This is a genomic window from Mycobacterium canetti CIPT 140010059, assembly GCF_000253375.1.
Lineage (GTDB): Bacteria > Actinomycetota > Actinomycetes > Mycobacteriales > Mycobacteriaceae > Mycobacterium > Mycobacterium tuberculosis.
The window spans coordinates 2,179,412-2,204,142 of the sequence record NC_015848.1; the positions used below are offsets into that span (position 1 = coordinate 2,179,412).

Sequence of the window (24,731 nt, forward strand, 5' to 3'; positions counted from 1 at the left end):
TCGAGACTAGTCGGCGCGCGCTTGTCGTCCGTTGTCAAACGGACGCGGCAGCATTGAGTGCGTCCAACCGGGCGGTCGCCTCGAGGTATTCCTGCACCCAGCGTTCGATAACGGTAGCCGTCTTTTCCACCTTGGTGAACTGCCCAACAACCTGCCCCACCGGGTTGAACGCGACGTCGACGGTCTCGTTCGGGTATTTATGTGTGGCCTTGACGGCCATGCCGGAGACCATGTATTGCAACGGCATACCGAGCGGCTTCGGGCTCTCCGGTTGCTCCCAGGCCTCAGTCCAGTCGTTGCGCAGCATCCGGGCCGGCTTACCCGTGAAGGAACGACTGCGCACGGTGTCGCGGCTGGTCGCTTTGGCGTATGCGGCCTGTTGAACCGCGGTGTTTGCGGCTTCCTCGACCATCAGCCACTGCGAACCGGTCCATGCCCCTTGGGTCCCCAGCGCCAACGCTGCAGCGATCTGCTGACCGCTGCCGATTCCACCCGCCGCCAACACCGGAACCGGCGCTACCTCCTTGACGACCTGAGGCCACAACACAATGGAGCCCACCTCGCCACAGTGCCCGCCGGCCTCGCCGCCCTGGGCGATGATGATGTCGACGCCCGCATCGGCGTGCTTGCGGGCCTGCGAGGGTGAGCCGCACAATGCGGCCACCTTGCGACCCGAGTCGTGGATGTGCTTGATCATGTCCGCTGGGGGGGTGCCAAGCGCGTTGGCGACCATCGTCATCTTGGGGTGCTTCAGCGCCGCGTCGACCTGTGGGGTGGCCGTCGCCTCGGTCCAACCGAGCAGCTGCAGACTGTCCTCGTCGGCGTCCTCGACCGGGACACCATGATCGGCGAGGATCTTGCGGGCGAAGTCCAGATGCTCCTGCGGGACCATCGACCGCAGCGTCTTGGCGAGCTCATCCGCCGACAGCTGGGAGTCCATGCCCTCGTACTTGTTCGGGATCACGATGTCGACCCCGTAGGGGTGGTCGCCGATGTGTTCATCGATCCAGTTGAGCTCGATCTCCAGCTGCTCCGGAGTGAACCCAACTGCTCCGAGCACACCAAAACCACCAGCTTTGCTGACGGCGACCACCACATCGCGGCAGTGAGTGAAGGCAAAAATAGGAAACTCGATACCGAGCTCGTCGCAAATGGCAGTGTGCATGCCTGCTCCTGGAATGCTAGCGGACGCAAATAGAACTGAAACGTGTTCTAGTTTAGTACCCGTCTTGGTAAGGTGGCCAACAGCCCAGGTTCCGGTCGGGTTTCGGCGCGCACCCCGGCGAAGCTGACGAGGCGGTCTAAGGTCACCTTCACCCGCGCATGGCCGGCCAGCAACAACGACGGCTGTCCTACCGAGCAGAAGTACTGGGCGATGGTGTGCACCGCGGTCGGCTACCACCGCGACGACCCCGCGGCAGAACTGCTGTTACGCAACGAAGGCTTGGCAGCTGCAGTCCAAACTGGCCACCTACGTCTACCCGCCACAGAAACTAGTCGCCAAGGTCCGTGCGGGCGCCAAAGTGTCCGACAACCACGACCAGGCGACCACTCTGTTCCACCACGCGATCGATCACCCAACCGTGACCGTGCAGCAGACCTACTCCCTGATCAACCCTCAATCGGCCCCGGGGCGATGGACCTTGATCCGCTGGGGCCCCACCGGTAGCCTAGTGCTGCGAATTACGCTATGCCGAGTCTCGGAATTGCCGGCCCGCCGTTCACCACGTTCAAACGCCCGAGACCGGTGCCAGGCAGCTACGCGAACCTCATGGGTCTCAATTCGTTCTGCCACAAAGAAAGTGAGTAAGCCAGCATGCGTGCGGTAGTCATCGACGGGGCCGGCAGCGTCAGAGTCAACACCCAGCCCGACCCGGCACTGCCCGGGCCTGACGGAGTGGTTGTCGCCGTGACCGCCGCCGGCATCTGCGGATCCGATCTGCATTTCTACGAAGGCGAATATCCGTTCACCGAGCCGGTGGCCCTCGGTCACGAGGCGGTAGGCACCATCGTCGAGGCCGGGCCACAGGTGCGCACCGTCGGAGTTGGCGACCTGGTCATGGTGTCTTCAGTGGCCGGCTGCGGCGTCTGCCCGGGATGCGAAACCCATGATCCAGTCATGTGCTTCTCCGGCCCGATGATCTTCGGCGCCGGCGTGCTTGGCGGCGCACAGGCCGATCTGCTGGCGGTGCCGGCCGCCGATTTCCAGGTGCTCAAGATCCCCGAAGGTATCACCACCGAGCAGGCACTGCTGCTCACGGACAACCTCGCCACCGGTTGGGCGGCAGCCCAACGGGCCGATATTTCATTCGGCTCCGCCGTGGCGGTCATCGGCCTGGGAGCCGTCGGCCTCTGCGCGCTGCGCAGCGCCTTCATACACGGTGCCGCAACGGTTTTCGCTGTCGACCGAGTAAAGGGACGCTTGCAACGCGCGGCCACCTGGGGTGCTACGCCGATACCGTCACCGGCGGCCGAGACGATTCTGGCCGCGACGCGGGGTCGCGGCGCAGACTCGGTGATTGACGCCGTCGGCACCGACGCCTCGATGAGCGACGCGCTCAATGCGGTGCGCCCTGGCGGCACCGTCTCGGTTGTCGGCGTGCACGATCTTCAGCCGTTTCCCCTGCCCGCACTGACGTGCCTGTTGCGAAGCATCACGCTGCGAATGACCATGGCACCGGTACAACGAACCTGGCCGGAACTGATCCCGTTGCTGCAGTCGGGCCGACTCGATGTCGATGGCATCTTCACCACCACCCTGCCGTTGGACGAAGCGGCCAAGGGCTATGCAACCGCGAGGGCGCGCTCGGGTGAGGAGCTTAAGGTTCTGCTTACGCCCTGACAGCCGTGATGTACTGGGAGCGCATGAAACTGTCGATCTTTACGTCCACGTCCGGCGGTGTCAGTCCGTAGCCGACCTGCAGCTCGAGGGTGCTGCGGACGGGGTCGACGGCCCATCCATGCTCAACTAGCCACTCCACGGGATCGGTCTTGTCGTCGTAGGTGAGCGCGGAGAAATTCACGTCACCAGACATATTGACCCCCGGGTGTGCGGTTTCCAGCGCGGCGAGCTGCTCGTGATCCAACCGGGACCCTAAGGCGCCCAAGGCAACTCGGCTGCCAGGCGCACACAACTCATCGATCCGGGCGAACAGAGCATATTGCGCATCGCCGGTCAGGTAGGGCAGTAGTCCCTCGACCGACCAGGCGCTGGGTCGTTGCGAATCGAACCCGGCCGCTTTCAGCGGCGTGGGCCAGTCCGTACGCAGATCTGCTGGCACCGCCACCCGGTGAGCTTTGGGTACAGCACCCCGCTCACTTAGCACCCGTGCTTTGAATTCCAGGACCTTCGGCACATCGATCTCGAAAACCGTTGTCCCGGGCTGCCAGTCAAGGCGATAAGCGCGGCAGTCCAGACCGGCGGCGACGATCACCGCCTGTCGTATGCCAGCCTCATCAGCGCAGTTGAAGAAGTCGTCGAAGAACCGGGTTTGCACGCCGTAGAGCCGGGGGAAAGCGGTGCCGTCCTCCGACGTTCTCGGGTTTGCTAGCAGACCCTCCAGATACGGGTCGGCCGAAGCGGTGATGAAATGCTTCGCGTATTCGTCTTGGACCAGCGGTTTAGGGCCCGTGGTGTGCAGTGCACGCCAACCCGCAACCAGTAGCGCGGTGTAGCCCACGTTGCTGACAATGTCCCAGTGGTCGTCATCGGAACGAAGCGAGCCATACTCAGGTGTAGTCATCTCATCAGCCTTCCAGCATTACGGTCACCGGACCGTCGTTGACCAGTTCGACCTGCATGTGGGCACCGAACACGCCGGCTTCCACGTGCGCTCCCAACTGGCGCAGCGCTGCCGCGAACGCTGCTATCAGGGGCTGCGCCACCGCACCTGGCGCCGCGGCGTTCCAGGACGGTCGCCGACCCTTCGCGGTGTCTGCGTAGAGGGTGAACTGGCTGATTACCAGGATCGGTGCGTGCACGTCGGAGGCGGATTTCTCGTCGGCGAGAACTCGCAAATTCCAGAGCTTTTCGGCGAGACGGCGCGCCTTGTCGAGATCGTCGCCGTGGGTGACACCGACGAACGCGACCAGGCCCTGCCCGTCCGGCCGGATAGCGCCGACCACCCGACCATCGACCCTCACCGCAGCCGATGAGACCCGTTGCACCAGAACCCGCACGAGCCTCGATGCTGCCAGGCCGGCTGTGCAGTCGCTGGGGCTGGGTAGGCTCATTGTGTGTCTGTGCTGGTCGCGTTTTCCGTCACCCCGCTGGGCGTGGGGGAGGGGGTCGGCGAGATCGTCACCGAAGCGATTCGCGTGGTCCGTGATTCCGGCCTGCCGAACCAGACAGATGCCATGTTCACCGTGATCGAAGGCGATACCTGGGCGGAAGTGATGGCCGTCGTGCAGCGCGCGGTGGAGGCCGTGGCCGCCCGGGCACCGCGAGTCAGCACGGTGATCAAGGTCGACTGGCGTCCCGGGGTCACCGACGCGATGACCCAGAAGGTCGCTACCGTCGAGCGGTATCTTCTCCGGCCTGAATAGCAGCGCTAAACGCCCGCTCGGCCGCATCCCCATGGACCGCAAATACCACCCTTTGCAGCGACCCCGGCCGGTGCCGACGGACGGCGTCGACCATCAGCCGCGCAGCGTCGTCGAGCGAAAAGCCGCCCACGCCCGTGCCGAAAGCCACCAGCGCCAGTGAGCGGCAACCGAGCTCGTCGGCTTTCCGCAGGGTAGCAGCGGTGGCTGCGGTGATGATCTCGTCCGAGGTCGGACCTCCTAGCTCCATCGTCGCCGCGTGGATCACGTAGCGCGCCGGCATGTCACCTGCGGTGGTCTCGACCGCCTCCCCGAGCCCAATCGGCGCCTTCTCGGTGGACTCGCGCTGCAGCTCGGGGCCGGCGGCGCGGGCGATGGCCGCAGCGACACCACCGGCATGCCGCAGTCGGGTGTTCGCCGCATTGGTGATGGCGTCGAGCTCGAGCTTGGTCACGTCGGCCTGATGTACCTCCAACTCGATCATCGACACATTGTCCCCCCTGCAAGTACTCGGCGGCCGCGGTGATGCACCCCTTATTGTGTTGGACCGTCGCCACCATCGCCCACACAATCGAACCCTCGCCCGGCGCCACTGCGGCCCATCGAGACTCCGGCCCATCGAGCCCAGATTCGGGGTAGCTTGAGGTGAACGAGGACAATCAAGCGGCTGGCAAGGAGACAGACCGATGGCTCGTGATCCAGTTGTACCGAGGGTGCGAACAGCATGAGTGGCGACGACGCCGGGCCGGGCGAGGTCAGCCATGCCCGCGGCGTCGGTGGGCCGGGCGGAGCCGGAGGCGCCGGTGGCCGGGGTGGTGCCGGCGGTCGCGGCGGGGCGGGCGGTAGAGGCGGCGACGGCGGGCAAGGCGGTCGCGGCGGGGCGGGCGGTAGAGGCGGAGATGGCGGCATAGGCGGGGCAGCGGGCCCCGGCGGTCAACCCGGCCAGGGCGGGGTGGGCGGCGCACCCGGCCCCGGTGGAACCCCCGGCGAACCAGGTCAGCCCGGCAAACCAGGACAACCGGGGCAACCCGGCAGCCCGGGACATTAGCGCGTGCGGGTGGCGTCGTCGCGCATGAGCACGCATAGCCGCCATCTGCCCGGTACGCCCTTGAGTTCCTGCTCACCACGCTCGGCGAACCGGTGCCGTGATCCGGCGACGATGTCTCGCACGGTCGAGGACACCAGCACCTCACTGGGTCCGGCCAGCGCGCAGACGCGCGCACCGATATGCACGGCCACGCCGGCGACGTCGGTACCGTGCGAGGCATCGCGCACCTCGACCTCGCCCGCATGAATACCGATCCGGACCTCAATACCCAGCGCGGCGACCGCGTCGACGATGTCGTCCGCGCACGCGATCGCGGCACTCGGACTGGTGAACGTCGCGACGAAACCGTCACCGGCCGTGTTCACTTCGCGACCGCCGAACCGCTGGATTTCGTGGCACACGATGGTGTCGTGGTTGTCCAACAGGTCGCGCCATCGGTCGTCGCCGAGCGCGGCGGCGTGCTGGGTCGAGCCGACGATGTCGGTAAACATGATGGTGGCAAGCATGCGCTCGGCGTCAGCGCCGCCGCGCACGCCGGTGATGAATTCCTCGATTTCATCGAGCATCGGCCCGGTGTCGCCAACCCAGTACAGGGTATCGGTGCCGGGTAGTTCGACCAAGCGGGATCCAGCGATGTGCTCGGCGAGGTAGCGACCATGTCCCACCGGGATGTACGTCGATCCGACACGGTGCAAGATCAGTGTTGGAGCCTCGATGTGTCCCAAGACATCTCGTACGTCGGCCTCGGCTATGACCTTTGAAACGGCACGGGCCATGCTCGGCGGTCCGGCACGGTTGCCGGCGAGATCCCACCAGGCTCGAAACACGTCATCTCCGGCTACGGTAGGAGCCACGATGCTCAGCACGTCGAAGCCCCGCTCGACGGCATCCGGTTCCAGCGCCACCGTCAGGAACGGGTCAGCTCGACGAACCTGGGCGCCTACCGGGTAGTCGGGCGCCCATAGTGGGCGCGCCGAGCCGTTGACGACGATCAGGCTGCGCACCCGCTCGGGGTAGTCGGCGGCGAGAACAAGTCCGTTCATGGCGTGGAAACTGGGCGCGAAAATTGTCGCCTGCTCGCATCCGACCGCGTCCATCACCGCGATCGCGTCCTGGGCCCAGAACTTCGGCCCCAGCGTGGTTATCGCGGCGAGCCGTGACGACAGGCCGACCCCACGATGGTCGAGGCGGATCACCCTGCTGAATGACGCAAGACGGCGATGGAAACGGTACAGCGATGGCTCGTCGTCGATCGAGTCGATCGGCACGAACGGCCCCGGCAACACCAGCAGATCCGTCGGACCGTCACCCAGCACCTGGTAGGCGATATCCATGTCGCCGCATTTTGCGTAGCGGGTCCTGTGAATGTGGGGAGCCTGCGCCACGGTCCTACGTTAGTTCATGCGTAGGCTCATGGCGGTGAGCGCACGTGCGGGCATCGTGATCACCGGAACCGAGGTCCTGACCGGGCGGGTCCAAGACCGCAACGGCCCCTGGATCGCCGATCGGCTCCTGGAGCTCGGGGTCGAGTTGGCACACATCACGATCTGCGGCGACCGTCCCGCCGACATCGAGGCACAGCTGCGATTCATGGCTGAGCAGGGTGTGGACCTGATCGTCACCAGCGGCGGCCTGGGGCCGACCGCCGACGATATGACCGTCGAGGTGGTGGCGCGCTATTGCGGGCGCGAGCTGGTGCTGGACGACGAGCTGGAGAACAGGATCGCCAACATCCTCAAGAAGCTGATGGGGCGAAATCCCGCTATTGAACCCGCCAACTTCGACTCCATACGCGCCGCCAACCGCAAACAGGCCATGATTCCGGCCGGATCGCAAGTGATCGATCCGGTGGGCACCGCCCCCGGTCTGGTTGTGCCGGGACGGCCAGCGGTGATGGTGCTTCCCGGGCCACCGCGCGAGCTGCAGCCGATATGGAGCAAGGCCATCCAGACGGCTCCGGTACAGGATGCGATTGCCGGCCGGACGACCTACCGACAGGAGACCATCCGGATCTTCGGCCTGCCGGAGTCTTCTCTGGCCGACACACTGCGTGACGCCGAGGCAGCCATCCCGGGTTTTGACTTAGTCGAGGTCACCACCTGCCTGCGGCGCGGCGAGATTGAAATGGTCACTCGCTTTGAACCGAACGCCGCGCAAGTGTACACGCAATTGGCACGGTTATTGCGCGACCGGCACGGCCACCAGGTCTATTCGGAAGACGGTGCGTCCGTGGACGAGCTGGTCGCAAAATTGCTAACTGGCCGCCGGATAGCGACCGCCGAATCCTGCACCGCAGGGTTGCTGGCGGCACGGCTCACCGACCGGCCCGGGTCGTCCAAGTACGTGGCGGGCGCAGTGGTGGCCTACTCTAACGAGGCGAAGGCACAGCTTCTCGGTGTGGATCCGGCGCTGATCGAGGCCCACGGGGCGGTTTCCGAGCCGGTCGCCCAGGCAATGGCAGCGGGGGCGCTGCAAGGCTTCGGCGCCGACACCGCCACCGCGATCACCGGAATTGCGGGTCCGAGTGGGGGAACGCCGGAAAAGCCTGTGGGAACAGTGTGCTTCACCGTCCTGCTGGACGATGGCCGAACAACCACCCGAACCGTGCGGCTGCCCGGGAACCGGTCAGACATTAGGGAGCGCTCGACGACTGTGGCGATGCACCTGCTGCGGCGCACCCTGAGCGGTATCCCGGGCTCACCCTAGCGACGGCGAAATCGACAGCAGCGCGACAAAGTTCGACGAGAAGACACCGCGCTAATGTCGATTTCGATGACGAACAAGAAAAGCAGTTTCCGTAGTACCAAAGCGGATTCCGGTGGCATCCTTGCCAATCGCCGTCAGCACCGCTACGACCAATAGCACGGGCACGATCGTCGCGGCCAAGGCGAAGGGGTAGCCATGGGATTCGGCCAGACGCTCTTGAATAGGAAGGTTGAACGCCGCCAGCAGATTACCGAGCTGGTAGGTTACGCCGGGGTAGACGCCCCGGATAGCGTCTGGCGACATCTCGGTCAGATGCGCGGGGATCACACCCCAGGCACCCTGTACGAAGACTTGCATCAAAAACGAACCCAGGCACAACATCGCCGCAGTGCGCGAGTAAGCGAACAGCGGCACGATCGGCAGTCCCAGCGCCGCACAGAAAACGATGGTGTAACGGCGGCTGAACCGCTGGGACAACGTGCCGAACGCCAGACCGCCGATGATGGCGCCGATGTTGTAGATCACCACTATCCACCTGGCGGTCAGGCTGGACAAACCGGCACCATGATCGGTAGTCGCGGTCAGGAAGGTCGGGTAGACATCCTGGGTGCCGTGGCTCATCCAGTTGAAGGCGGTCATCAACAGCACTAGGTAGACAAACCGGCGCACAATTGCGGGGTTACCCAGGACATCGCGGATTCGGGTCTTGGTGAGCCGCATGCGGTCCTGCGCGGCTTCCCAGACTTCGGATTCCTTTACCCGGTACCGGATGATCAAGCTGATCAGAGCCGGGATGATGCTTAGGCCGAACAACCACCGCCACGACAGCCCTAGCCAGTTCATCACCACCAGCGCTGCCACACTGGCCAGCAGATAGCCGAACGCGTAGCCCTCCTGCAGCAGCCCGGAGAAGACGCCACGCCGCTCGGCTGGAACCTTCTCCATGGACAGCGCGGCACCCAGCCCCCACTCTCCGCCCATGCCAATGCCGTAGAGCAGTCGCAGGATCACCAGCACGGTGAAGTTGGGTGCGAATGCGCACAGAAATCCGATCACCGAATAGAACGACACGTCGACCATCAGCGGGACCCGCCGGCCCACCCGGTCGGCCCATAGCCCGAACAGCAACGCACCCACGGGGCGCATGGCCAGGGTGGCGGTGGTGAGAAACGCGACGTCGGTCTTGGTGTGGTGGAAGGTCGTTGCGATGTCGGCATAGACCAGCACCACGAGAAAGTAATCGAACGCATCCATCGTCCAACCCAAGAAAGATGCCATAAAAGCGTTTCGCTGGTCGCCGGTCAACCGCGGTGCTGCCACGTCTGCATCGTGGCGTACCGGGCGCGGCACCGCGAGTCCGGGGACATGGCGAACAGCGGCGGCTCGCATGTCCGTGGCAGGATCGGGCAATGGTGCCTTTTCTGATGCGCGCCGCAGTGACCGGATTCGCATTATGGGTGGTGACTCTTTGCGTCCCGGGCATGCGGTTTGCGGGCGGCGACACAACGCTGCAGCGGGTCGCCATCATCTTCGTCGTCGCGGTGATCTTCGGTCTGGTCAACGCGTTCATCAAGCCCATCGTGCAGATCTTGTCGATCCCGTTGTACATCCTGACTCTCGGTCTTTTCCATGTAGTCGTTAACGCGTCGATGCTGTGGCTTACCGCGTGGATCACTGAGCACACCACCGGTTGGGGACTGCAGATCGACCACTTCTGGTGGACCGCGATCTGGGCGGCGATCTTGTTGTCGATCGTCAGCTGGATCCTGTCGCTGTTGGCTCGTGACTTTCGACGTGTCACTCGCGCACACTAGAGCCACAAATTTTGGTGGGGGGACATCCTAGGTTTTCGGGGCATGTTCCACTTATGCTTACTCACACTGCTTGCCAACCTCGTCCAAGACAGGCACCCTGTCTTCGGCGTGATGACGCTGACCTCCCGCCCTCCAATACGCCGGACGGCAGCACCTAACAGCACACGACGACGGGACTGCAAATGATGCGCACTGTCGCGATTGGACCAGGTGCCGGTCCTTCGAGCACACGGCCGAGTTCGCAACCCAGTGACCTGCATAGCGGCCTACGCGCGGTTACCGAGTGCACCGGCTCAGCGGTGGTCGTTCATGTGGGCGGCGACATCGACGCCAGTAACGAGGTCGCTTGGCAGCGTCTGGTGAGCAAGAGCGCCGCTATCGCCATCGCGCCGGGTCCGTTCGTCATCGACATTCGGGACCTCGACTTCATGGGATCATGTGCATACGCTGTGTTGGCCCAGGAGTCGGTGCGGTGTCGCCGGCGCGGGGTGAATATGCGGTTGGTGAGTAACCAGCCGATCGTGGCCCGCACCATTGCCGCGTGCGGACTGCGGCGACTAATTCCGCTGTATGCAACGGTCGAGACCGCACTGGCGCCGCCTCCCAGCGCGCATTGACCGACCCATTAACCGACCGGTGCCACCCAACCCGCCATGGTGTCGGGTTAACCGCCGCCGACAAGATTGACCACCTCCCGCGCACAACCCCATGACAGGGTCACGCCGTCACCTCCGTGGCCATAGTTGTGGATGCACAGCGCTCGCCCGATCGGTTCAGCTTCCACCCGCACGGACGGCCGATCAGGACGCAGCCCGGTAATCGTCTCAATCACTGCCGCCTCGGCAAGCCGTGGTTGTATGCGGCGACACCGTTGCAGGATCCGCTCGGTTATCTCCGGCTCTGGGGTGGTGTCCCACCTGCCAGGGATACTGATGCCGCCGCAGACTACACGCTGCGGGTGGGCAAAGTAGCAGATCCATTCCGAGCCGCCGGTGCGCTCGATAAACAGTTGCTCTAGACCTGGATTGGTGAGGACGACGTGCTGGCCGAACCGCGGCCAGACCGTGGCGTCGCCGGCCAGTTCCCGAGCGCCCAGACCAGCACAGTTGATCACTATGGGCGCCGCCTCAGCGGCCTCGGCCAGCGACCGTAGCGGGCGCGTTTCGATTTCACAGCCAGTCGCCGCCAATCGCTGGGTCAGACAGTCGAGGTACTGGGGCATATCGATCATCGGCAAGGTGGCATGAAACCCAGCACGGAAGCCCCCGGGCACGTCGGCCGGGTCAGCCGGCCGCACGTCGGGGATCAGCTCCAACCCGGGCGGCATCGCACCGGTCTCGATACGATCGCCGACACTCAGCGCCGGCGTCATGCGCACGCCGGTGGCGGGATCCTTGGCCAAGTCGCGAAACACGTGCAATGACTGTTCGATCCACCCGCGTACCTTGGCAACGGGTTCCTTCGGCCGCGGCCCCCAGACCGCACCCGCCACCGCCGATGTCGTTTGCTGCGGCAATGCGGCCGCCCATACCCGCACCGGCCACCCCGCCTCGGCCAGGCATATGGCCGACGTCAGTCCGCTGACGCCGGCCCCAATCACGATGACCTGTTGCTCACCTATTGCCACAGCAGGACCGTAGCCGAAGCCAGCGTCAGTTAGGGCTGAGGCACTCGCCCTCCAGTCGGTCCGAGTAAGCCGTTGAGGATGCCGAGCTGATTTTGTAGTTGGGCCCCCGCTTCAGGTCCAGGAACTCCGGCAGGGGCAGCGCCTTCGCTGCCCGTGTTCTGCCAGGGTTGGCAGCCGTGCGTCTTGAACGCCTTGTCGGTCGGCTCAATCGTCACTACCTGTGGTTTCTTGCTGAGTGCGTTATCGATGAGCGCGCCATCGGGGTTACCCATCCGCTTCCAATAGCAGGTGCCGTCGCCGACGGGTCCCGCGGAGCTGTACGTGCCGGGAGCGATGTCAATCCCCACCGCATAGGTGCCGTCGCTATCAATTGCCGTCTTCGGTGTCGGTGCCGGCTCCGGATCGGCGCCGGCGAGGCCCACGGATCCGGCCCAGCCTGCGAGGATCAGGCCGGCGACGGCAAAGGCTGCAGCAGGAGATGGGGCTGGCTTCAAGCGCATCACACAATAGCCTACTGGGGCCTACCGGTATCCGGAACTCACTCGGCCTGGAAGCAATCACTCGTTCTCCCGCCGCCGATGGGCTTGTTCGATCCCCATATGCGCCTGCGAGCGCACGGACGGCGCGCCACCGACGCAGTGTCCGGCAATGATGCGGTAAATCGCGGACGGCGCCAACGCTTCCACCGAGTCACAGCCTTGTCCGCCAGCACACCGCCCAGACCGCATGTATCGGAGGATGTCCGGAAGCCGTTGGCCACCTCCGTGTCGAGCAACCACCGCTGTCACTGCATTGCTGTCACTAAATCGTTGTCCGGCAACACGTTTAGAGCGCTCGCGTCAGGCTGACCTCCTGGTGGCTCGCATCCCGAGCACCGGCTGGGTACCGCGACCTTCGTCGAAGTCCGCCGCCCACGGCCAGCGACCACGCCGGTCGGCCCACACCAACTGCAAGGCCGTCACCTTGTCGCCAAAGATGGCGATCGCACAATACAAATGCGCGTCCGGATGTGTAACCTGGACCGTTTCGACAAGAGGGCCGGCTGGGAGGGTGGTCTGCATACCGGGAGTCAGCAAGTCACCGACCAGAGCCCTGCGAGCGGCGATGTTCAACAACCGCTGCCCACGTCGTGGCGAGAGGCCAGTCACCACCAGTTCGGGCAAGCCGCGCCGGGTTAGACCAACCGTGTAGGCAAATGGCCGTCGCTCGCACTCCACGTGCTGTACCGCCCAGCCATGCATGAGCATTATCCCGTACACCTCGTCGAGGTACTCCTCGGCGGTGGCTTCCGGGTGATCGCACATCCAGCACATTTCGGCGCCCTTTCTCCTCATCCCCGTCTCGTCATCCCCGTCTCGTCGTGCCTGCGACCACCATGCACGCGGGGTCTGACAAATCGCGCCGGGCAAACACCAGCACCCCGCGAGCCGGTCAGCTCGCGGGGTGCTGCGGCGGGTTGTGGTTGATCGGCGGGCAGGGCCGATCAACCCGAATCAGCGCACGTCGAACCTGTCGAGGTTCATCACCTTGTCCCAGGCAGCGACGAAGTCCTGCACGAACTTCGGCTGCGCGTCATCGGCGCCATAGACCTCGACAAGCGCCCGCAACTCCGAGTTGGACCCGAAGACCAGGTCCACGCGGCTGCCGGTCCACTTCACCTTGCCACTGCCATCCTTGCCCTGGTAGGTCCCGTCATCTGCTGGCGAGGGCTCCCAGGTGATACCCATGTCGAGCAGGTTCACGAAGAAGTCGTTGGTCAGTGACTCGGAGGCCTCGGTGAACACGCCCAGCGGTAAGCGCTTGTAGTTTGCGCCGAGGACGCGCAGGCCACCTACCAGCACCGTCATCTCAGGGGCACTGAGCGTAAGCAGGTTCGCCTTGTCGAGCAGCATGTACTCGGCCGGCAACGGGTTGCCCTTTCCGAGGTAGTTTCGGAAGCCATCTGCCTTGGGCTCCAGCACGGCAAAGGATTCCACGTCGGTTTGTTCCTGCGACGCATCCGTGCGGCCCGGGGTGAAGGGCACCGTGATGTTGTGGCCAGCCGCCTTTGCTGCTTTCTCTATGGCGGCACAGCCACCGAGCACGACGAGGTCGGCGAAGGACACTTTGATGTTCCCCGGCGCCGCGGAGTTGAATGACTCCTGGATCTCTTCCAGGGTGCGAATGACCTTGCGCAGATCCCCGTCGGGGTCGTTGACCTCCCACCCGACTTGTGGCTGCAGGCGGATGCGACCACCGTTGGCGCCGCCGCGCTTGTCGCTACCACGGAACGACGACGCCGCCGCCCATGCGGTCGAAACTAGCTGTGAGACAGTCAATCCCGATGCCAGGATCTGGCTCTTAAGGCTGGCAATCTCGGCTTCGCCGACGAGGTCGTGGCTGACCGCAGGGACCGGATCCTGCCACAGCAGGGTCTGCTTGGGGACCAGCGGCCCAAGGTATCTCGCAACGGGACCCATGTCTCGGTGGATCAGCTTGTACCAGGCCTTGGCGAACTCGTCGGCCAATTCCTCGGGGTGTTCCAGCCAGCGACGCGTGATCCGCTCATAGATCGGATCCACCCGCAGCGAGAGGTCAGTGGCCAGCATCGTCGGGGAGCGCCCTGGCCCGCCGAACGGGTCCGGGATGGTGCCGGCACCGGCGCCGTCCTTGGCGGTGTATTGCCAAGCGCCAGCAGGGCTCTTCGTCAGCTCCCACTCGTAGCCGTACAGGATCTCGAGGAAACTGTTGTCCCATTTCGTCGGGGTGTTCGTCCATACGACCTCGATGCCGCTGGTGATCGCGTCCTTACCGGTTCCGGTGCCATACGAGCTCTTCCAGCCCAAGCCCATCTGCTCCAGCGGAGCAGCCTCGGGTTCGGGGCCGACCAGATCGGCCGGGCCGGCGCCATGGGTCTTACCGAAAGTGTGACCGCCGACGATCAGCGCCGCTGTTTCGACGTCGTTCATGGCCATGCGCCGAAACGTCTCGCGAATGTCGACCGCCGCGGCCATGGGGTCCGGGTTGCCGTTCGGCCCCTCCGGGTTCACGTAGATCAGCCCCATCTGCACCGCGGCCAGCGGGTTCTCCAGATCCCGCTTACCGCTGTAACGCTCATCGCCGAGCCAGGTGGCTTCCTTGCCCCAATAGACCTCATCGGGCTCCCACTGGTCGACCCGGCCGAAGCCGAACCCGAACGTCTTGAAGCCCATCGATTCCAGCGCGCAGTTGCCGGCGAAAACAATCAGGTCCGCCCATGAGAGCTTCTTGCCGTACTTCTTCTTGACCGGCCACAGCAGCCGGCGCGCCTTGTCCAAGCTGGCGTTGTCGGGCCAGCTGTTAAGCGGCGCGAACCGCTGCATGCCGCCCCCGGCGCCGCCGCGGCCGTCGTGGATGCGGTAGGTGCCGGCAGCGTGCCACGCCATCCGGATAAACAGCGGCCCGTAGTGGCCGTAGTCGGCGGGCCACCACGGCTGCGAGGTGGTCATCACTTCCTCGATGTCCCGCGTCAGGGCGTCAACGTCGATGGTCGCGACCTCCGCGGCATAGTCGAACGCCGCACCCATCGGGTCAGCGACGGCCGGGTTTTGGTGCAGTACCTTCAGATTGAGCCGGTTGGGCCACCAGTCCTGGTTTCCGCCGCCCTCGACGGGGTATTTCATATGACCCACGACGGGACAACCGTTGCTAGCGGCTCCGGTGGTGGTTTCTGTAATGGGTGGGTGTTGCTCGGGCACAGCATTCCTTCCAGGAGTTGGTGTTATCGGGCTGTGATCACGGATGTGATCGCGAAGTGTCGGATATCGAACAATCAGGACATAGACCCCAGTAGATGACCTCCGCCTCGTCCAACAGGAAGCCGTTATGGTCCGAGGCCGTCAGACAGGGTGCCTCGCCAACAGCACAGTCGACATCGGCGATAACCCCGCAAGACCGGCAGACGATGTGATGGTGGTTGTCGCCGACCCTGGACTCGTAGCGCGCGACGGAGCCCGAGGGTTGGATCTTTCGCACCAAGCCCGCGGCGGTCAGGGCATGCAGCACGTCGTACACGGCTTGCCGGGATACGTCGGGCAGCGCAAAACGCACGGCACCGAAAATCGTTTCCGTGTCGGCGTGTGGATGCGCATTCACTGCTTCCAGGACGGCGACGCGCGGTCGGGTCACGCGCAGGTCGGCCGTCCGGAGCTGTTCGGCGTAGTCCGGTATAGAGGACACACTAGACAATATGACTCCCTTTTCTGGAATCAGTCAAGACTTTGGCTAGCGTGACAGGCGTCTGCCAGGACCCGATCGCCCCGGGGCCGCTGGATCGTGGGATGGCGGGTGGATCAGCCTTCGTATGTTCCGATGAGCCGGGCCTGCATGGTGGCGGCCTGCGCGATCACCCGCGCCGCTTGTGTCCCAGCCAGTCCCGCGAGTGGAGGCACGGCAGGAAGGTGGTAGAGGGTAAACCGGTAGTGGTGTGTCCCGGTGCCCGCCGGCGGGCAGGGTCCGGTGTATGCGGGCTGACCGCTGGAGTTCGGCAGGCTGATTCCGCCACCGGGAGTCTCACCATCGGCGGTGCCGCCAGCACCAGGGGCGATCCCGATCACGATCCAATGGACGTAAGGTTCGCGAGGTGCGTCCGGATCATCGACAACGAGTGCGCCGCCAAACGGCGCCGACCAGGTCAACGGAGGCGCGATATTGGCTCCTTTGCAGGTGTACTGTTCCGGGATCGGCGCACCGTCGGCGAATGCCGGACTGCTGATTGTCAGTACATCGCCGGTAGGCGTTTCGGGCATACTCCGACCGAGCGCTGCTGCTTTCGGCGCCAGCGGCGCCGCCTTTCGACTGTCACCGTTGCCACCGTAGGCAACTAGCGCCACGGGGAGCGCCAGCCCCAAGATGGCCAGTGCGAACCGGTGAAATGCGTGCGCCACTGTCGATTCCATATTGATCATTGTCGCCAGGCGCAATTGGAGAAGCCAGGGTTTCGACCACCTCGCCAGGGATGCCGCGGCGTCAGCCTTCGAATGTGCCGACGAGCCGGGCCTGTCCGCTGGCGGCCTGTGCTATCGCCTGTGCCGCTTGGACTCCCGTGGCTCCCGGTGGCAGCTGGAGCGCGACAGGAAGGTGGTAGAGGGTAAACCGGTAGTGGTGTGTCCCGGTGCCCGCCGGCGGGCATGGACCGAAGTATCCTTGCCGACCACCAGAATTCGGCACGCTGTGCCCACCAGCAGGAGTCTGACCATCCGCCGTGCTGCCAGAGCCAGGGGCGATTCCGGTCACGATCCAGTGCACGTACAGTCCGCCGACCGCGTCGGGGTCATCGACGACGAGTGCCAGTTCGGCTGCGCCCGCGGGCGACGACCACGTCAACGGTGGCGCCACGTTGGCCCCCTTGCAGCTGAATTGCACCGGGATCGGGGCGCCGTCGGCGAACATGGGACTGGCGATCGTCAGTGGCTCGGCGGCCGGCGCCGGCGTTGTTGCGTCGACGGTCGTCGCTTTCGGCACGTATGGCGGTGTCTCTCGACTGTCACCGCCCCCGCCCCCGCAGCCACCCAGCGCCATTACGAGCGCCAGCCCCGCGGTGGCTAATGGGGTTCGGTGAAGTGTGCTCGTCATTGGAGATTCCATAGCACATTGTTACTAACTGGGATTCGAGAGTACAGCTGTTTTGCGGCCGCGCTTACCAGACAGCCGGGCCCCGGGCCACCCATCGCCTCACGGTACCAGCACCACCTTGCCGACGTTCTCCCGTGCGGCCAGAATCCGATGTGCCTCAGGAGCTTCGGCGAACGGCACGATTGCATGAACGATCGGCAGGATCGTTCCGTCGTTGAGCGCCTTGGTCAGCGGCGCGATCCAGGGTTCAAGGGTGCGGCGATCGTCCCACAACCGCAGCATGTTAAGACCGATCACGGTTTTCGACTCCTCGAGTTGTTTCATCAGGTTAAAGCCGCGCAGCATTGACAACGCGTGGGGCGCCACCCTGCGCATCGATCGTTTCTCGCCGTGCTGCATATTCGAAATCCCGTAGCCAACCAGCCTTCCACCCGGGCGCAGCAGAGTGTAGGACCGCCGCAGCGAGGTGCCGCCGAGCGCGTCAAGCACGACGTCATACGGGCCCAATCCCTGCCACCAGCCGTCCCGGCGGTAGTCGATCGCGCGGTCCACACCGAACTCGGCCAGCTTCTGATGTTTTTGGGGTGATGCGGTGCCGTGCACTTCGGCCTTGGCTGCTTTCGCGAATTGGACCGCCGCGATGCCGACTCCACCGGCCGCGGCGTGAATCAGCACCCGCTCACCGGCGCGCAACGATCCGTAGCCGTGCAGCGCCGCCCAGGCGGTCGCGTAATTCACCGGGACCGCGGCACCCTGTTCGAAGCTCAGCGCATCGGGGAGCACAACCGAGTCGGTGGCCGCAACGTTGACGATCTCGCAGTAGCCACCAAATCGTGTACCGGCCAGGACTCGTTCGCCGACCCGGTTCGGGTCGACCCCATCACCGACAGCCTCGACCGTCCCAGCGACTTCGTATCCGACCACCGCCGGAAGTTTCGGCGCGTCTGGGTACAGGCCGACGCGGGCGAGATGGTCAGCGAAGTTCACCCCTGCTGCGCGGACGGCGACCCGCAGCTGGCCCGGGCCCGGTGGCGGCGGGTCCGGTCGCTGCCGCACCTGCAAGACCGATGGGTCGCCATGTTTGGTGATGACCACTGCTCGCATAATGTTCTCCTTGTCAGGCTTGACGGGTCGCACCCGCGAACACCCCTCTGTGATAGCACGAGTTATCAGGAGGTTCGGCGGGGCGTTACCTTTGCGGTTGTGCACTTCGACTGGGAGCGCCTGACCGACAGCGTGCATCGCTGCCGGCTGCCGTTCTGTGACGTCACCGTTGGGCTGGTCCGGGGCCGCACCGGAATACTGCTCGTCGACACCGGGACCACCCTCGGCGAAGCAACAGCAATCGCGGCCGACGTCACGCAGATCGCTGGTTGCCAGGTAACGCATGTTGTGTTGACACACAAGCATTTCGACCATGTGCTGGGTTCCTCGGTGTTCGACCAAGCGGAGGTGTTCTGCGCTCCCGAGGTCGTCGAATACCTACGGTCGGCTACCGACCGGCTCCGCGAAGATGCCCTGAGCTACGGCGCGGACACAGCTGAGGTTGACCGCGCGATCGCGGCCCTGAAACCACCTCAGCACGGGATCTACGATGCAGCCGTCGATCTCGGGGACCGCACCGTCACCATCACTCACCCCGGCAGCGGCCACACCACAGCAGATCTCGTCGTGGTGGCGCCGGCCACCGGCCATGCAGACGGCCCAACGGTGGTCTTCACCGGTGATCTTGTCGAGGAGTCAGCCGATCCTGATATCGACGCCGATTCCGACCTGGCGGCCTGGCCGGCAACGCTTGATCGGGTACTTGCGATCGGCGGCCCTGACGCCAGCTACGTCCCGGGGCACGGGAAGGTCGTCGATGCGCAGTTTGTCCGTCGCCAGCGCGCCTGGTTGCGAACACGTGCGAGCCGCCAGCCTCGTGAAACGCCAGCTACTTTGCCGTGCAAGCGGTGACGAGCGCATCCGGGTCGGTAACGCTGACCCACAATTCGCGCACCGTCATCGACTTCTTCCACATCTTTGCCTGTTCGGGCGGATCGATCGTCAGTGCCACCAGGCCCTTACGTGACCCGTTGACCAGCCAGCGGCCGAATCCAAAGTGCACCCCGGCTGCGTAGACCCTTGCGTTGGTCGCCTCTGCCTTCGTGATCGACGTCAACGGGATGTCGGCGGCAAATGCCCATCCCATCTTGACGTGCAGGCTCCCCGCCCCAACCCATAGCTCGCTGTTCTTGGGGCCGAGCCCGAGCGGCACCGCAAGCGGGAGAAACCAACGGTCAAAGCGCAACTGGGTCGGCACCAAGATGACCCTACCGGTGCTAGTGCGGCTCAGTACCATGTAGGAGTTAGTCTCGAACCGCCCCAGTGGCGTTGCGGAATTTGCGAGCCGTCATCGGTCAGTGATCTAGGTCGCCCGTCCGGGGATACACTCGGTCCGTCAGGTGAATCGGGGCTGCAGAGGAGCGCAAGGCCATGGCCATCGCCGAAACGGACACCGAGGTCCACACACCGTTCGAGCAGGACTTTGAGAAAGACGTAGCCGCCACTCAGCGATACTTCGACAGCTCGCGCTTTGCTGGGATCATTCGGCTCTACACCGCCCGCCAAGTTGTGGAACAGCGCGGCACGATCCCCGTCGACCACATCGTGGCGCGAGAGGCGGCGGGCGCCTTCTACGAGCGTCTGCGCGAACTCTTTGCAGCCCGCAAGAGCATCACGACGTTTGGCCCCTACTCGCCGGGGCAGGCGGTGAGCATGAAGCGGATGGGTATCGAGGCGATCTACCTCGGTGGTTGGGCTACCTCAGCTAAGGGCTCCAGCACCGAAGATCCGGGGCCCGACCTCGCCAGCTACCCGCTGAGCCAGGTGCCTGACGATGCCGCGGTGCTGGTGCGCGCCTTGCTCACCGCGGACCGCAACCAGCACTATCTACGCCTGCAGATGAGCGAGCGACAGCGTGCGGCGACACCGGCTTACGACTTCCGCCCGTTTATCATCGCCGACGCCGACACCGGCCACGGCGGCGATCCGCACGTACGCAACCTGATCCGCCGCTTCGTCGAGGTCGGTGTGCCGGGCTACCACATCGAGGACCAACGACCCGGCACCAAGAAGTGCGGCCACCAGGGCGGCAAGGTCCTGGTGCCGTCCGACGAACAGATCAAGCGGCTCAACGCCGCCCGCTTCCAGCTCGACATCATGCGGGTGCCCGGCATCATCGTCGCACGCACCGACGCGGAGGCGGCCAACCTGATCGACAGTCGCGCCGACGAGCGTGACCAGCCGTTCCTTCTCGGCGCGACCAAGCTCGACGTACCGTCCTACAAGTCCTGTTTCCTGGCAATGGTGCGGCGTTTTTACGAACTGGGCGTCAAGGAGCTCAATGGTCATCTTCTCTATGCGCTTGGCGACAGCGAGTACGCGGCGGCCGGCGGTTGGCTTGAGCGCCAAGGCATTTTCGGCTTGGTCTCCGACGCGGTCAACGCGTGGCGGGAGGACGGCCAGCAGTCGATCGACGGCATTTTCGACCAGGTCGAGTCGCGGTTCGTGGCGGCCTGGGAGGACGACGCCGGCCTGATGACCTACGGAGAGGCCGTGGCGGACGTGCTCGAATTCGGTCAGAGCGAGGGCGAACCCATTGGCATGGCTCCCGCGGAGTGGCGGGCGTTCGCCGCGCGTGCATCGCTGCATGCCGCCCGGGCAAAGGCCAAGGAGCTGGGCGCCGATCCGCCATGGGACTGCGAGCTGGCCAAGACCCCGGAGGGCTACTACCAGATCCGCGGCGGCATACCGTATGCGATCGCCAAATCGCTGGCCGCGGCACCGTTTGCCGACATTCTTTGGATGGAGACCAAGACCGCCGATCTCGCCGACGCTCGACAGTTCGCCGAGGCGATCCATGCCGAGTTCCCCGACCAGATGCTGGCGTACAACCTCTCACCATCGTTCAACTGGGACACCACCGGCATGACCGACGAGGAGATGCGGCGCTTCCCCGAGGAGCTCGGCAAAATGGGCTTCGTCTTCAACTTCATCACCTATGGCGGGCACCAGATCGACGGTGTCGCGGCCGAGGAATTCGCCACCGCGCTGCGCCAGGACGGCATGCTGGCGCTGGCTCGGTTGCAGCGCAAGATGCGCTTGGTCGAATCTCCCTATCGCACACCGCAAACGCTAGTCGGCGGGCCGCGCAGTGACGCCGCATTGGCTGCCTCCTCCGGACGCACGGCGACCACGAAGGCAATGGGCAAGGGCTCCACCCAGCACCAGCACTTGGTGCAAACTGAGGTGCCGCGCAAGCTGCTAGAGGAATGGCTGGCCATGTGGAGCGGTCACTACCAGCTCAAAGACAAACTGCGCGTACAGCTTCGGCCGCAGCGGGCCGGCTCGGAGGTGCTCGAGCTCGGCATCCACGGCGAAAGCGATGACAAGCTCGCCAACGTGATATTCCAACCGATCCAAGATCGCCGCGGCCGCACCATCCTGTTGGTACGCGACCAGAACACGTTCGGTGCGGAACTACGCCAAAAGCGGCTGATGACCCTGATCCACCTCTGGCTCGTCCACCGCTTCAAGGCGCAGGCGGTGCACTACGTCACGCCCACCGACGACAACCTCTACCAGACCTCGAAGATGAAGTCGCATGGAATCTTCACCGAGGTCAATCAGGAGGTGGGCGAGATCATCGTCGCCGAGGTGAACCACCCGCGCATCGCCGAACTGCTGACGCCCGATCGGGTGGCGCTGCGGAAGTTGATCACGAAGGAGGCGTAGCCAGCGCTGCCAACTGTCTTGGGGGCCAACCGGGTGTGCGTCGAGGTGGCGCACATCGCGAAACGCGAAGGATGCTGTCAGACGGCGTCTGCGGTGGCCTGTCGAAGATCCAGCGCACCGGCGTTCACCTGCGTCGGCCCGCAGTCGCGACTACCATCGCCGCCCCCGTTTACGGGCTCTTCATGATCGAGGGTGTAGTCGGGGTTTGAATCCGCCGGTTTCCAGGAGGGATCGGGTGATGTAGTGGGTGAGGTTGCGAAATCCCAGCGCAGAGCCGCGTAGGTGTTCGAGGCGGCCGTTGATCGCCTCGGTGGGTCCGTTGGATGTGCCAGGCCGGTCGAAGTAAGCCAGAACGTCGGCGGCGCGTTTCTTCAATGTGCGCCCCAGGGTGATGACCTCGGTCAATGCCGCGGGGACCGCGTCGCTGATCGACTCGATCAGCGCGCTCATCAGCTCGCGGCCCCTGCGGCGGTCGGGGTTGCGGTAGGCGCTGATCATGCGCTGGTAGATGCCCCAGGTCGCCTCGACTTCGATGTGGGTGTCGACGGCGAATAGCTTTGTCAGCCGGTCTTTTTGCTTGTCGGTGAGCAGGTCGGCCCCGGTCTGCAGGGTGCGCCGCGCGGCGTAGAGCGGATCAGTCTTGCGACCGCGGTGTCCACAGGTGTCGAGTTGAACGCGGCGCCGGCATTTATCCAGCGCCTCACCACCGAGCCGCACCACGTGGAAGGGATCCATCACCGCCACCGCGTCGGGCAGTTCCTCGCTGGTGGCGGTCTTAAACCCGGTGAACCCGTCCATCGCCACCACTTCCACCGCCTGGCGCCAGGATTCTTCTCGTTCGGCCAGCCAGGTCTTGAAGGCCTGCTTGGAGCGTCCTTCGACCATGTCCAGCAGCCGGGCCGGACCGGTGCCCTCACGGATGCCGGTCAGGTCGATGATCACGGTGACGTACTTGTCGCCGCGCCGCGTGTGGCGCCACACGTGTTCGTCGACCCCGATCACCGTGACTTCGTCGAACCTGCCCGCATTGTCGATCAACACCCGCTTGCCCTCGGCCAACACGGCGTTGTTGGCGGTGTTCCACGACACCCCCAGCCCTTCGGCGACACGGGCGATGGTGAGGTGTTGGCACACAACGGCTTCCAATGCCCACCGCAGCCCATGGCGCGACAACTTCGCCCGCGGCTCGGCTGCCGCGCTGCTGTCTTGCCGCCACACATGAGCGCAGCCGGCACACCGATAGCGGCGCACGGTAAGCACCAAGGTCGTCGGGCGCCACCCGAAGGGCTCATGAGTAGCCCTGTGTCAAGCCGCCGTTTGGCGAACTTGGTTACGGAGAGCCTGCAGGGCTCGGTGTTGGGTGGGATCGTAAGCGACGCCGTCTTGCCAGCAGTGCCAGATGACGTAAAGCCAGGCGCGGGCGAGGATGCGTACGGCGTGAGGGTGGTCGTGGCCGCGGGCTCGGGCGCGGTTGTAAAGGTCGGCGGCCCAGGGGTTGGCTCGGCGGCTGTCGCCGGCGAAGTCGCAGACGGCGTCGCGGAGTTGTTTGTCTGCGGCCCAACGGAACCCGACGTGGGTGACTTTGCCGGACTGGCGGGTGGAGGGGGCGACGCCGGCCAAGCAGGCCAGCGATTCGGGCGTGGGAAAACGGGCTCGGCAGTCACCGATCTCGGCGAGCAGCCGGGCCGCGCGCACGGTGCCGGAGCGGGGCAGGGAGGTGAAGATGTGCGCGTCGGCGTGCAGGGCGAGCTGCTCGGCGATCTGCGCGTCGAGGGCCTTGATCTGCGTGGCGATGCTGGTAAGCGCAGCGAGCAGGGCGCGGGTGATGTGTGCGTTGGCGGCGCCGTCCTCACCTGTGACACCGCGCGGGGCGCCGGTGAGCCGGCCGTGAAGCACCGCGGGGTCGACGCGCCCGCAGTAGCCGGCGGCGGCCAGCCAGGCGGCCAGGCGCTTGACCGACAACCAGTCTGCGCGGTCCTGGCAGTCGAATCGGGTCAGGAACGCCAGGCTGATCGGCGAGTCGATGTCGGCGAACAGCCCGACCACGCCCGGAAAGACGATGCGCAGGTGCGCGCGCAGCTGGTTGGCCAACGCCACCCGGTGCCCGACCAGGTCTTTGCGAGCGCGACAGGTCCGGCGCAGGGTGGCCGTGGCCGCGGTGTCGGGCAGCAGTGGACGCAGCCGGGACCGGTCGGTGCGCAGCGTGTCGGCGAGCACGAACGCGTCGAAGCGGTCGTCCTTGTTGCCGGCCGAGCCGTAACGGCCGCGCAGATTCTTCAGCTGGTTCGGGCTGATCACCACCACCGTGAGCCCGGCCTCGAGCAGGGTGTCCACCACCGGGCCGTCCGGGCGTTCGATGGCGACCTCGCGCACACCGGCCCGGTTCAGCAGCTCGAGCAGCTCGCGCAGTCCGGCGGCGTTGTGCTCGATCGTGGCGCGGCGAACCTCGCGGCCACGCGCATCGACGATCGATACCGCGTGATCGTCTCGCGCCCAATCAATTCCACCCGTGACGCCGTTCTGCGGCTCGTCGCGCAATGTGGTTTCGGCAGTAGACTCCATAACAGCCTCCTCGCTGCTAGACCCAGTGGGGAGGCACCCTCGTGCGAGGCCCGAACGCGGCTGC

Annotated in this window: 24 protein-coding genes and 1 pseudogene; 8 read left to right on the plus strand and 17 right to left on the minus strand. The window is 65.0% G+C overall.

The window, feature by feature from the left end:
* Positions 1–34 precede the first annotated feature (34 nt).
* Complete coding sequence (locus MCAN_RS09960; protein ID WP_014000996.1) at positions 35–1,165, minus strand: nitronate monooxygenase; 1,131 nt, start codon at positions 1,163–1,165, stop codon at positions 35–37.
* A 651-nt stretch (positions 1,166–1,816) separates the two neighbouring features.
* Here MCAN_RS09960 and MCAN_RS09965 point away from each other — a divergent pair.
* Positions 1,817–2,842: an alcohol dehydrogenase family protein gene (locus tag MCAN_RS09965; RefSeq protein ID WP_003409522.1), complete on the plus strand. Its 1,026-nt coding sequence runs from the start codon at positions 1,817–1,819 to the stop codon at positions 2,840–2,842.
* On the opposite strand, the gene MCAN_RS09970 is transcribed toward MCAN_RS09965, so the two are convergent.
* Together MCAN_RS09970 and dtd are read right to left on the minus strand one after the other, a co-directional pair.
* The gene (locus MCAN_RS09970) at positions 2,832–3,743 is read right to left on the minus strand and encodes a class I SAM-dependent methyltransferase (protein WP_014000997.1); all 912 of its coding nucleotides are present in this window, start codon (positions 3,741–3,743) and stop codon (positions 2,832–2,834) included. The two genes, MCAN_RS09965 and MCAN_RS09970, sit on opposite strands and share 11 nt — an antisense overlap.
* Before the next feature lie 4 nt (positions 3,744–3,747).
* Entirely contained in the window at positions 3,748–4,179 is a 432-nt protein-coding gene (gene dtd, locus MCAN_RS09975; RefSeq protein WP_014000998.1) for a D-aminoacyl-tRNA deacylase, read from the minus strand.
* 57 nt (positions 4,180–4,236) lie between these two features.
* Here dtd and MCAN_RS09980 point away from each other — a divergent pair, with 57 nt between their 5' ends.
* Entirely contained in the window at positions 4,237–4,545 is a 309-nt protein-coding gene (locus MCAN_RS09980) for an MTH1187 family thiamine-binding protein (RefSeq protein ID WP_014000999.1), read from the plus strand.
* Here MCAN_RS09980 and MCAN_RS23125 read toward each other — a convergent pair.
* Positions 4,511–5,026, minus strand: coding sequence for a macro domain-containing protein (locus MCAN_RS23125; protein ID WP_041180258.1), 516 nt, complete (start codon positions 5,024–5,026; stop codon positions 4,511–4,513). The two genes, MCAN_RS09980 and MCAN_RS23125, sit on opposite strands and share 35 nt — an antisense overlap.
* Positions 5,027–5,266: 240 nt before the next feature.
* On the opposite strand from MCAN_RS23125, the gene MCAN_RS23130 reads away from it, so the two are divergent.
* On the plus strand, positions 5,267–5,590 hold the full coding sequence (locus MCAN_RS23130) for a hypothetical protein (protein WP_128882532.1): 324 nt from the start codon (positions 5,267–5,269) through the stop codon (positions 5,588–5,590).
* Here the strand turns inward: MCAN_RS23130 and MCAN_RS09990 are convergent.
* The gene (locus MCAN_RS09990) at positions 5,587–6,975 is read right to left on the minus strand and encodes an adenylate/guanylate cyclase domain-containing protein (RefSeq protein ID WP_003409539.1); all 1,389 of its coding nucleotides are present in this window, start codon (positions 6,973–6,975) and stop codon (positions 5,587–5,589) included. The genes MCAN_RS23130 and MCAN_RS09990 overlap by 4 nt on opposite strands.
* 34 nt (positions 6,976–7,009) lie before the next feature.
* Here MCAN_RS09990 and MCAN_RS09995 point away from each other — a divergent pair, with 34 nt between their 5' ends.
* Positions 7,010–8,296, plus strand: coding sequence for a competence/damage-inducible protein A (locus tag MCAN_RS09995; protein ID WP_456319998.1), 1,287 nt, complete (start codon positions 7,010–7,012; stop codon positions 8,294–8,296).
* A gap of 51 nt (positions 8,297–8,347) precedes the next feature.
* Here MCAN_RS09995 and MCAN_RS10000 read toward each other — a convergent pair whose 3' ends face one another.
* Positions 8,348–9,616, minus strand: a complete 1,269-nt coding sequence (locus MCAN_RS10000) for a sialate:H+ symport family MFS transporter (RefSeq protein WP_003900427.1) — start codon at positions 9,614–9,616, stop codon at positions 8,348–8,350.
* Between the two features lie 89 nt (positions 9,617–9,705).
* Here MCAN_RS10000 and MCAN_RS10005 point away from each other — a divergent pair, with 89 nt between their 5' ends.
* Positions 9,706–10,110: a phage holin family protein gene (locus MCAN_RS10005; RefSeq protein WP_014001002.1), complete on the plus strand. Its 405-nt coding sequence runs from the start codon at positions 9,706–9,708 to the stop codon at positions 10,108–10,110.
* Between the two features lie 185 nt (positions 10,111–10,295).
* Positions 10,296–10,727 carry an anti-sigma factor antagonist gene (locus tag MCAN_RS10010; RefSeq protein WP_003409543.1) on the plus strand — a complete coding sequence of 144 codons (432 nt, stop codon included), beginning with the start codon at positions 10,296–10,298 and terminating at the stop codon, positions 10,725–10,727.
* A 47-nt stretch (positions 10,728–10,774) separates the two neighbouring features.
* Here the strand turns inward: MCAN_RS10010 and MCAN_RS10015 are convergent, their stop codons facing one another.
* From MCAN_RS10015 to MCAN_RS10050, 8 genes are all read right to left on the minus strand, one after another.
* Positions 10,775–11,737, minus strand: coding sequence for an FAD-dependent oxidoreductase (locus tag MCAN_RS10015; protein WP_003409545.1), 963 nt, complete (start codon positions 11,735–11,737; stop codon positions 10,775–10,777).
* A gap of 29 nt (positions 11,738–11,766) precedes the next feature.
* A complete protein-coding gene (locus MCAN_RS10020) occupies positions 11,767–12,237 on the minus strand; it encodes a hypothetical protein (protein ID WP_003900428.1) in 471 nt (156 codons plus the stop codon).
* A 339-nt stretch (positions 12,238–12,576) separates the two neighbouring features.
* Complete coding sequence (locus MCAN_RS10025; protein ID WP_014585239.1) at positions 12,577–13,041, minus strand: DUF4262 domain-containing protein; 465 nt, start codon at positions 13,039–13,041, stop codon at positions 12,577–12,579.
* 189 nt (positions 13,042–13,230) lie between these two features.
* Positions 13,231–15,453 carry a catalase/peroxidase HPI gene (gene katG / locus MCAN_RS10030; RefSeq protein ID WP_003901285.1) on the minus strand — a complete coding sequence of 741 codons (2,223 nt, stop codon included), beginning with the start codon at positions 15,451–15,453 and terminating at the stop codon, positions 13,231–13,233.
* A gap of 37 nt (positions 15,454–15,490) precedes the next feature.
* Positions 15,491–15,934: a Fur family transcriptional regulator gene (locus tag MCAN_RS10035; protein WP_003899076.1), complete on the minus strand. Its 444-nt coding sequence runs from the start codon at positions 15,932–15,934 to the stop codon at positions 15,491–15,493.
* A 113-nt stretch (positions 15,935–16,047) separates the two neighbouring features.
* The gene (locus MCAN_RS10040; protein ID WP_014001003.1) at positions 16,048–16,641 is read right to left on the minus strand and encodes a YbhB/YbcL family Raf kinase inhibitor-like protein; all 594 of its coding nucleotides are present in this window, start codon (positions 16,639–16,641) and stop codon (positions 16,048–16,050) included.
* An 82-nt stretch (positions 16,642–16,723) separates the two neighbouring features.
* Entirely contained in the window at positions 16,724–17,329 is a 606-nt protein-coding gene (locus MCAN_RS10045; RefSeq protein ID WP_014001004.1) for a YbhB/YbcL family Raf kinase inhibitor-like protein, read from the minus strand.
* 99 nt (positions 17,330–17,428) lie between these two features.
* On the minus strand, positions 17,429–18,433 hold the full coding sequence (locus MCAN_RS10050) for a synaptic vesicle VAT-1 family membrane protein (RefSeq protein WP_003409570.1): 1,005 nt from the start codon (positions 18,431–18,433) through the stop codon (positions 17,429–17,431).
* Between the two features lie 99 nt (positions 18,434–18,532).
* Here MCAN_RS10050 and MCAN_RS10055 point away from each other — a divergent pair, with 99 nt between their 5' ends.
* The gene (locus MCAN_RS10055) at positions 18,533–19,285 is read left to right on the plus strand and encodes an MBL fold metallo-hydrolase (RefSeq protein ID WP_014001005.1); all 753 of its coding nucleotides are present in this window, start codon (positions 18,533–18,535) and stop codon (positions 19,283–19,285) included.
* On the opposite strand, the gene MCAN_RS10060 is transcribed toward MCAN_RS10055, so the two are convergent.
* Positions 19,263–19,670 carry a hypothetical protein gene (locus MCAN_RS10060; protein WP_003409577.1) on the minus strand — a complete coding sequence of 136 codons (408 nt, stop codon included), beginning with the start codon at positions 19,668–19,670 and terminating at the stop codon, positions 19,263–19,265. The two genes, MCAN_RS10055 and MCAN_RS10060, sit on opposite strands and share 23 nt — an antisense overlap.
* 134 nt (positions 19,671–19,804) lie before the next feature.
* On the opposite strand from MCAN_RS10060, the gene aceA reads away from it, so the two are divergent.
* The gene (aceA, locus tag MCAN_RS10065) at positions 19,805–22,105 is read left to right on the plus strand and encodes an isocitrate lyase ICL2 (protein WP_041180087.1); all 2,301 of its coding nucleotides are present in this window, start codon (positions 19,805–19,807) and stop codon (positions 22,103–22,105) included.
* A gap of 180 nt (positions 22,106–22,285) precedes the next feature.
* On the opposite strand, the pseudogene MCAN_RS10070 reads toward aceA, so the two are convergent.
* Positions 22,286–23,407: pseudogene (locus MCAN_RS10070) on the minus strand (ISL3 family transposase); the annotation flags it as partial.
* A gap of 3 nt (positions 23,408–23,410) precedes the next feature.
* A complete protein-coding gene (locus tag MCAN_RS10075) occupies positions 23,411–24,667 on the minus strand; it encodes an IS110 family RNA-guided transposase (RefSeq protein ID WP_014001439.1) in 1,257 nt (418 codons plus the stop codon).
* Between the last annotated feature and the right edge of the window lie 64 nt (positions 24,668–24,731).

Bases quoted from the DNA above. Each gene is read 5' to 3' on its own strand.
- MCAN_RS10005 (WP_014001002.1), top strand. From the start codon at position 9,706: ATGGTGCCTTTTCTGATGCGCGCCGCAGTGACCGGATTCGCATTATGG.
- MCAN_RS10075 (WP_014001439.1), bottom strand. From the start codon at position 24,667: ATGGAGTCTACTGCCGAAACCACATTGCGCGACGAGCCGCAGAACGGC.
- MCAN_RS10020 (WP_003900428.1), bottom strand. From the start codon at position 12,237: ATGCGCTTGAAGCCAGCCCCATCTCCTGCTGCAGCCTTTGCCGTCGCC.
- MCAN_RS10045 (WP_014001004.1), bottom strand. From the start codon at position 17,329: ATGACGAGCACACTTCACCGAACCCCATTAGCCACCGCGGGGCTGGCG.
- MCAN_RS23125 (WP_041180258.1), bottom strand. From the start codon at position 5,026: ATGATCGAGTTGGAGGTACATCAGGCCGACGTGACCAAGCTCGAGCTC.
- aceA (WP_041180087.1), top strand. From the start codon at position 19,805: ATGGCCATCGCCGAAACGGACACCGAGGTCCACACACCGTTCGAGCAG.
- MCAN_RS10010 (WP_003409543.1), top strand. From the start codon at position 10,296: ATGCGCACTGTCGCGATTGGACCAGGTGCCGGTCCTTCGAGCACACGG.
- MCAN_RS23130 (WP_128882532.1), top strand. From the start codon at position 5,267: ATGAGTGGCGACGACGCCGGGCCGGGCGAGGTCAGCCATGCCCGCGGC.
- MCAN_RS09960 (WP_014000996.1), bottom strand. From the start codon at position 1,165: ATGCACACTGCCATTTGCGACGAGCTCGGTATCGAGTTTCCTATTTTT.
- MCAN_RS10060 (WP_003409577.1), bottom strand. From the start codon at position 19,670: ATGGTACTGAGCCGCACTAGCACCGGTAGGGTCATCTTGGTGCCGACC.
- MCAN_RS09965 (WP_003409522.1), top strand. From the start codon at position 1,817: ATGCGTGCGGTAGTCATCGACGGGGCCGGCAGCGTCAGAGTCAACACC.
- MCAN_RS10025 (WP_014585239.1), bottom strand. From the start codon at position 13,041: ATGTGCGATCACCCGGAAGCCACCGCCGAGGAGTACCTCGACGAGGTG.
- MCAN_RS10050 (WP_003409570.1), bottom strand. From the start codon at position 18,433: ATGCGAGCAGTGGTCATCACCAAACATGGCGACCCATCGGTCTTGCAG.
- MCAN_RS09970 (WP_014000997.1), bottom strand. From the start codon at position 3,743: ATGACTACACCTGAGTATGGCTCGCTTCGTTCCGATGACGACCACTGG.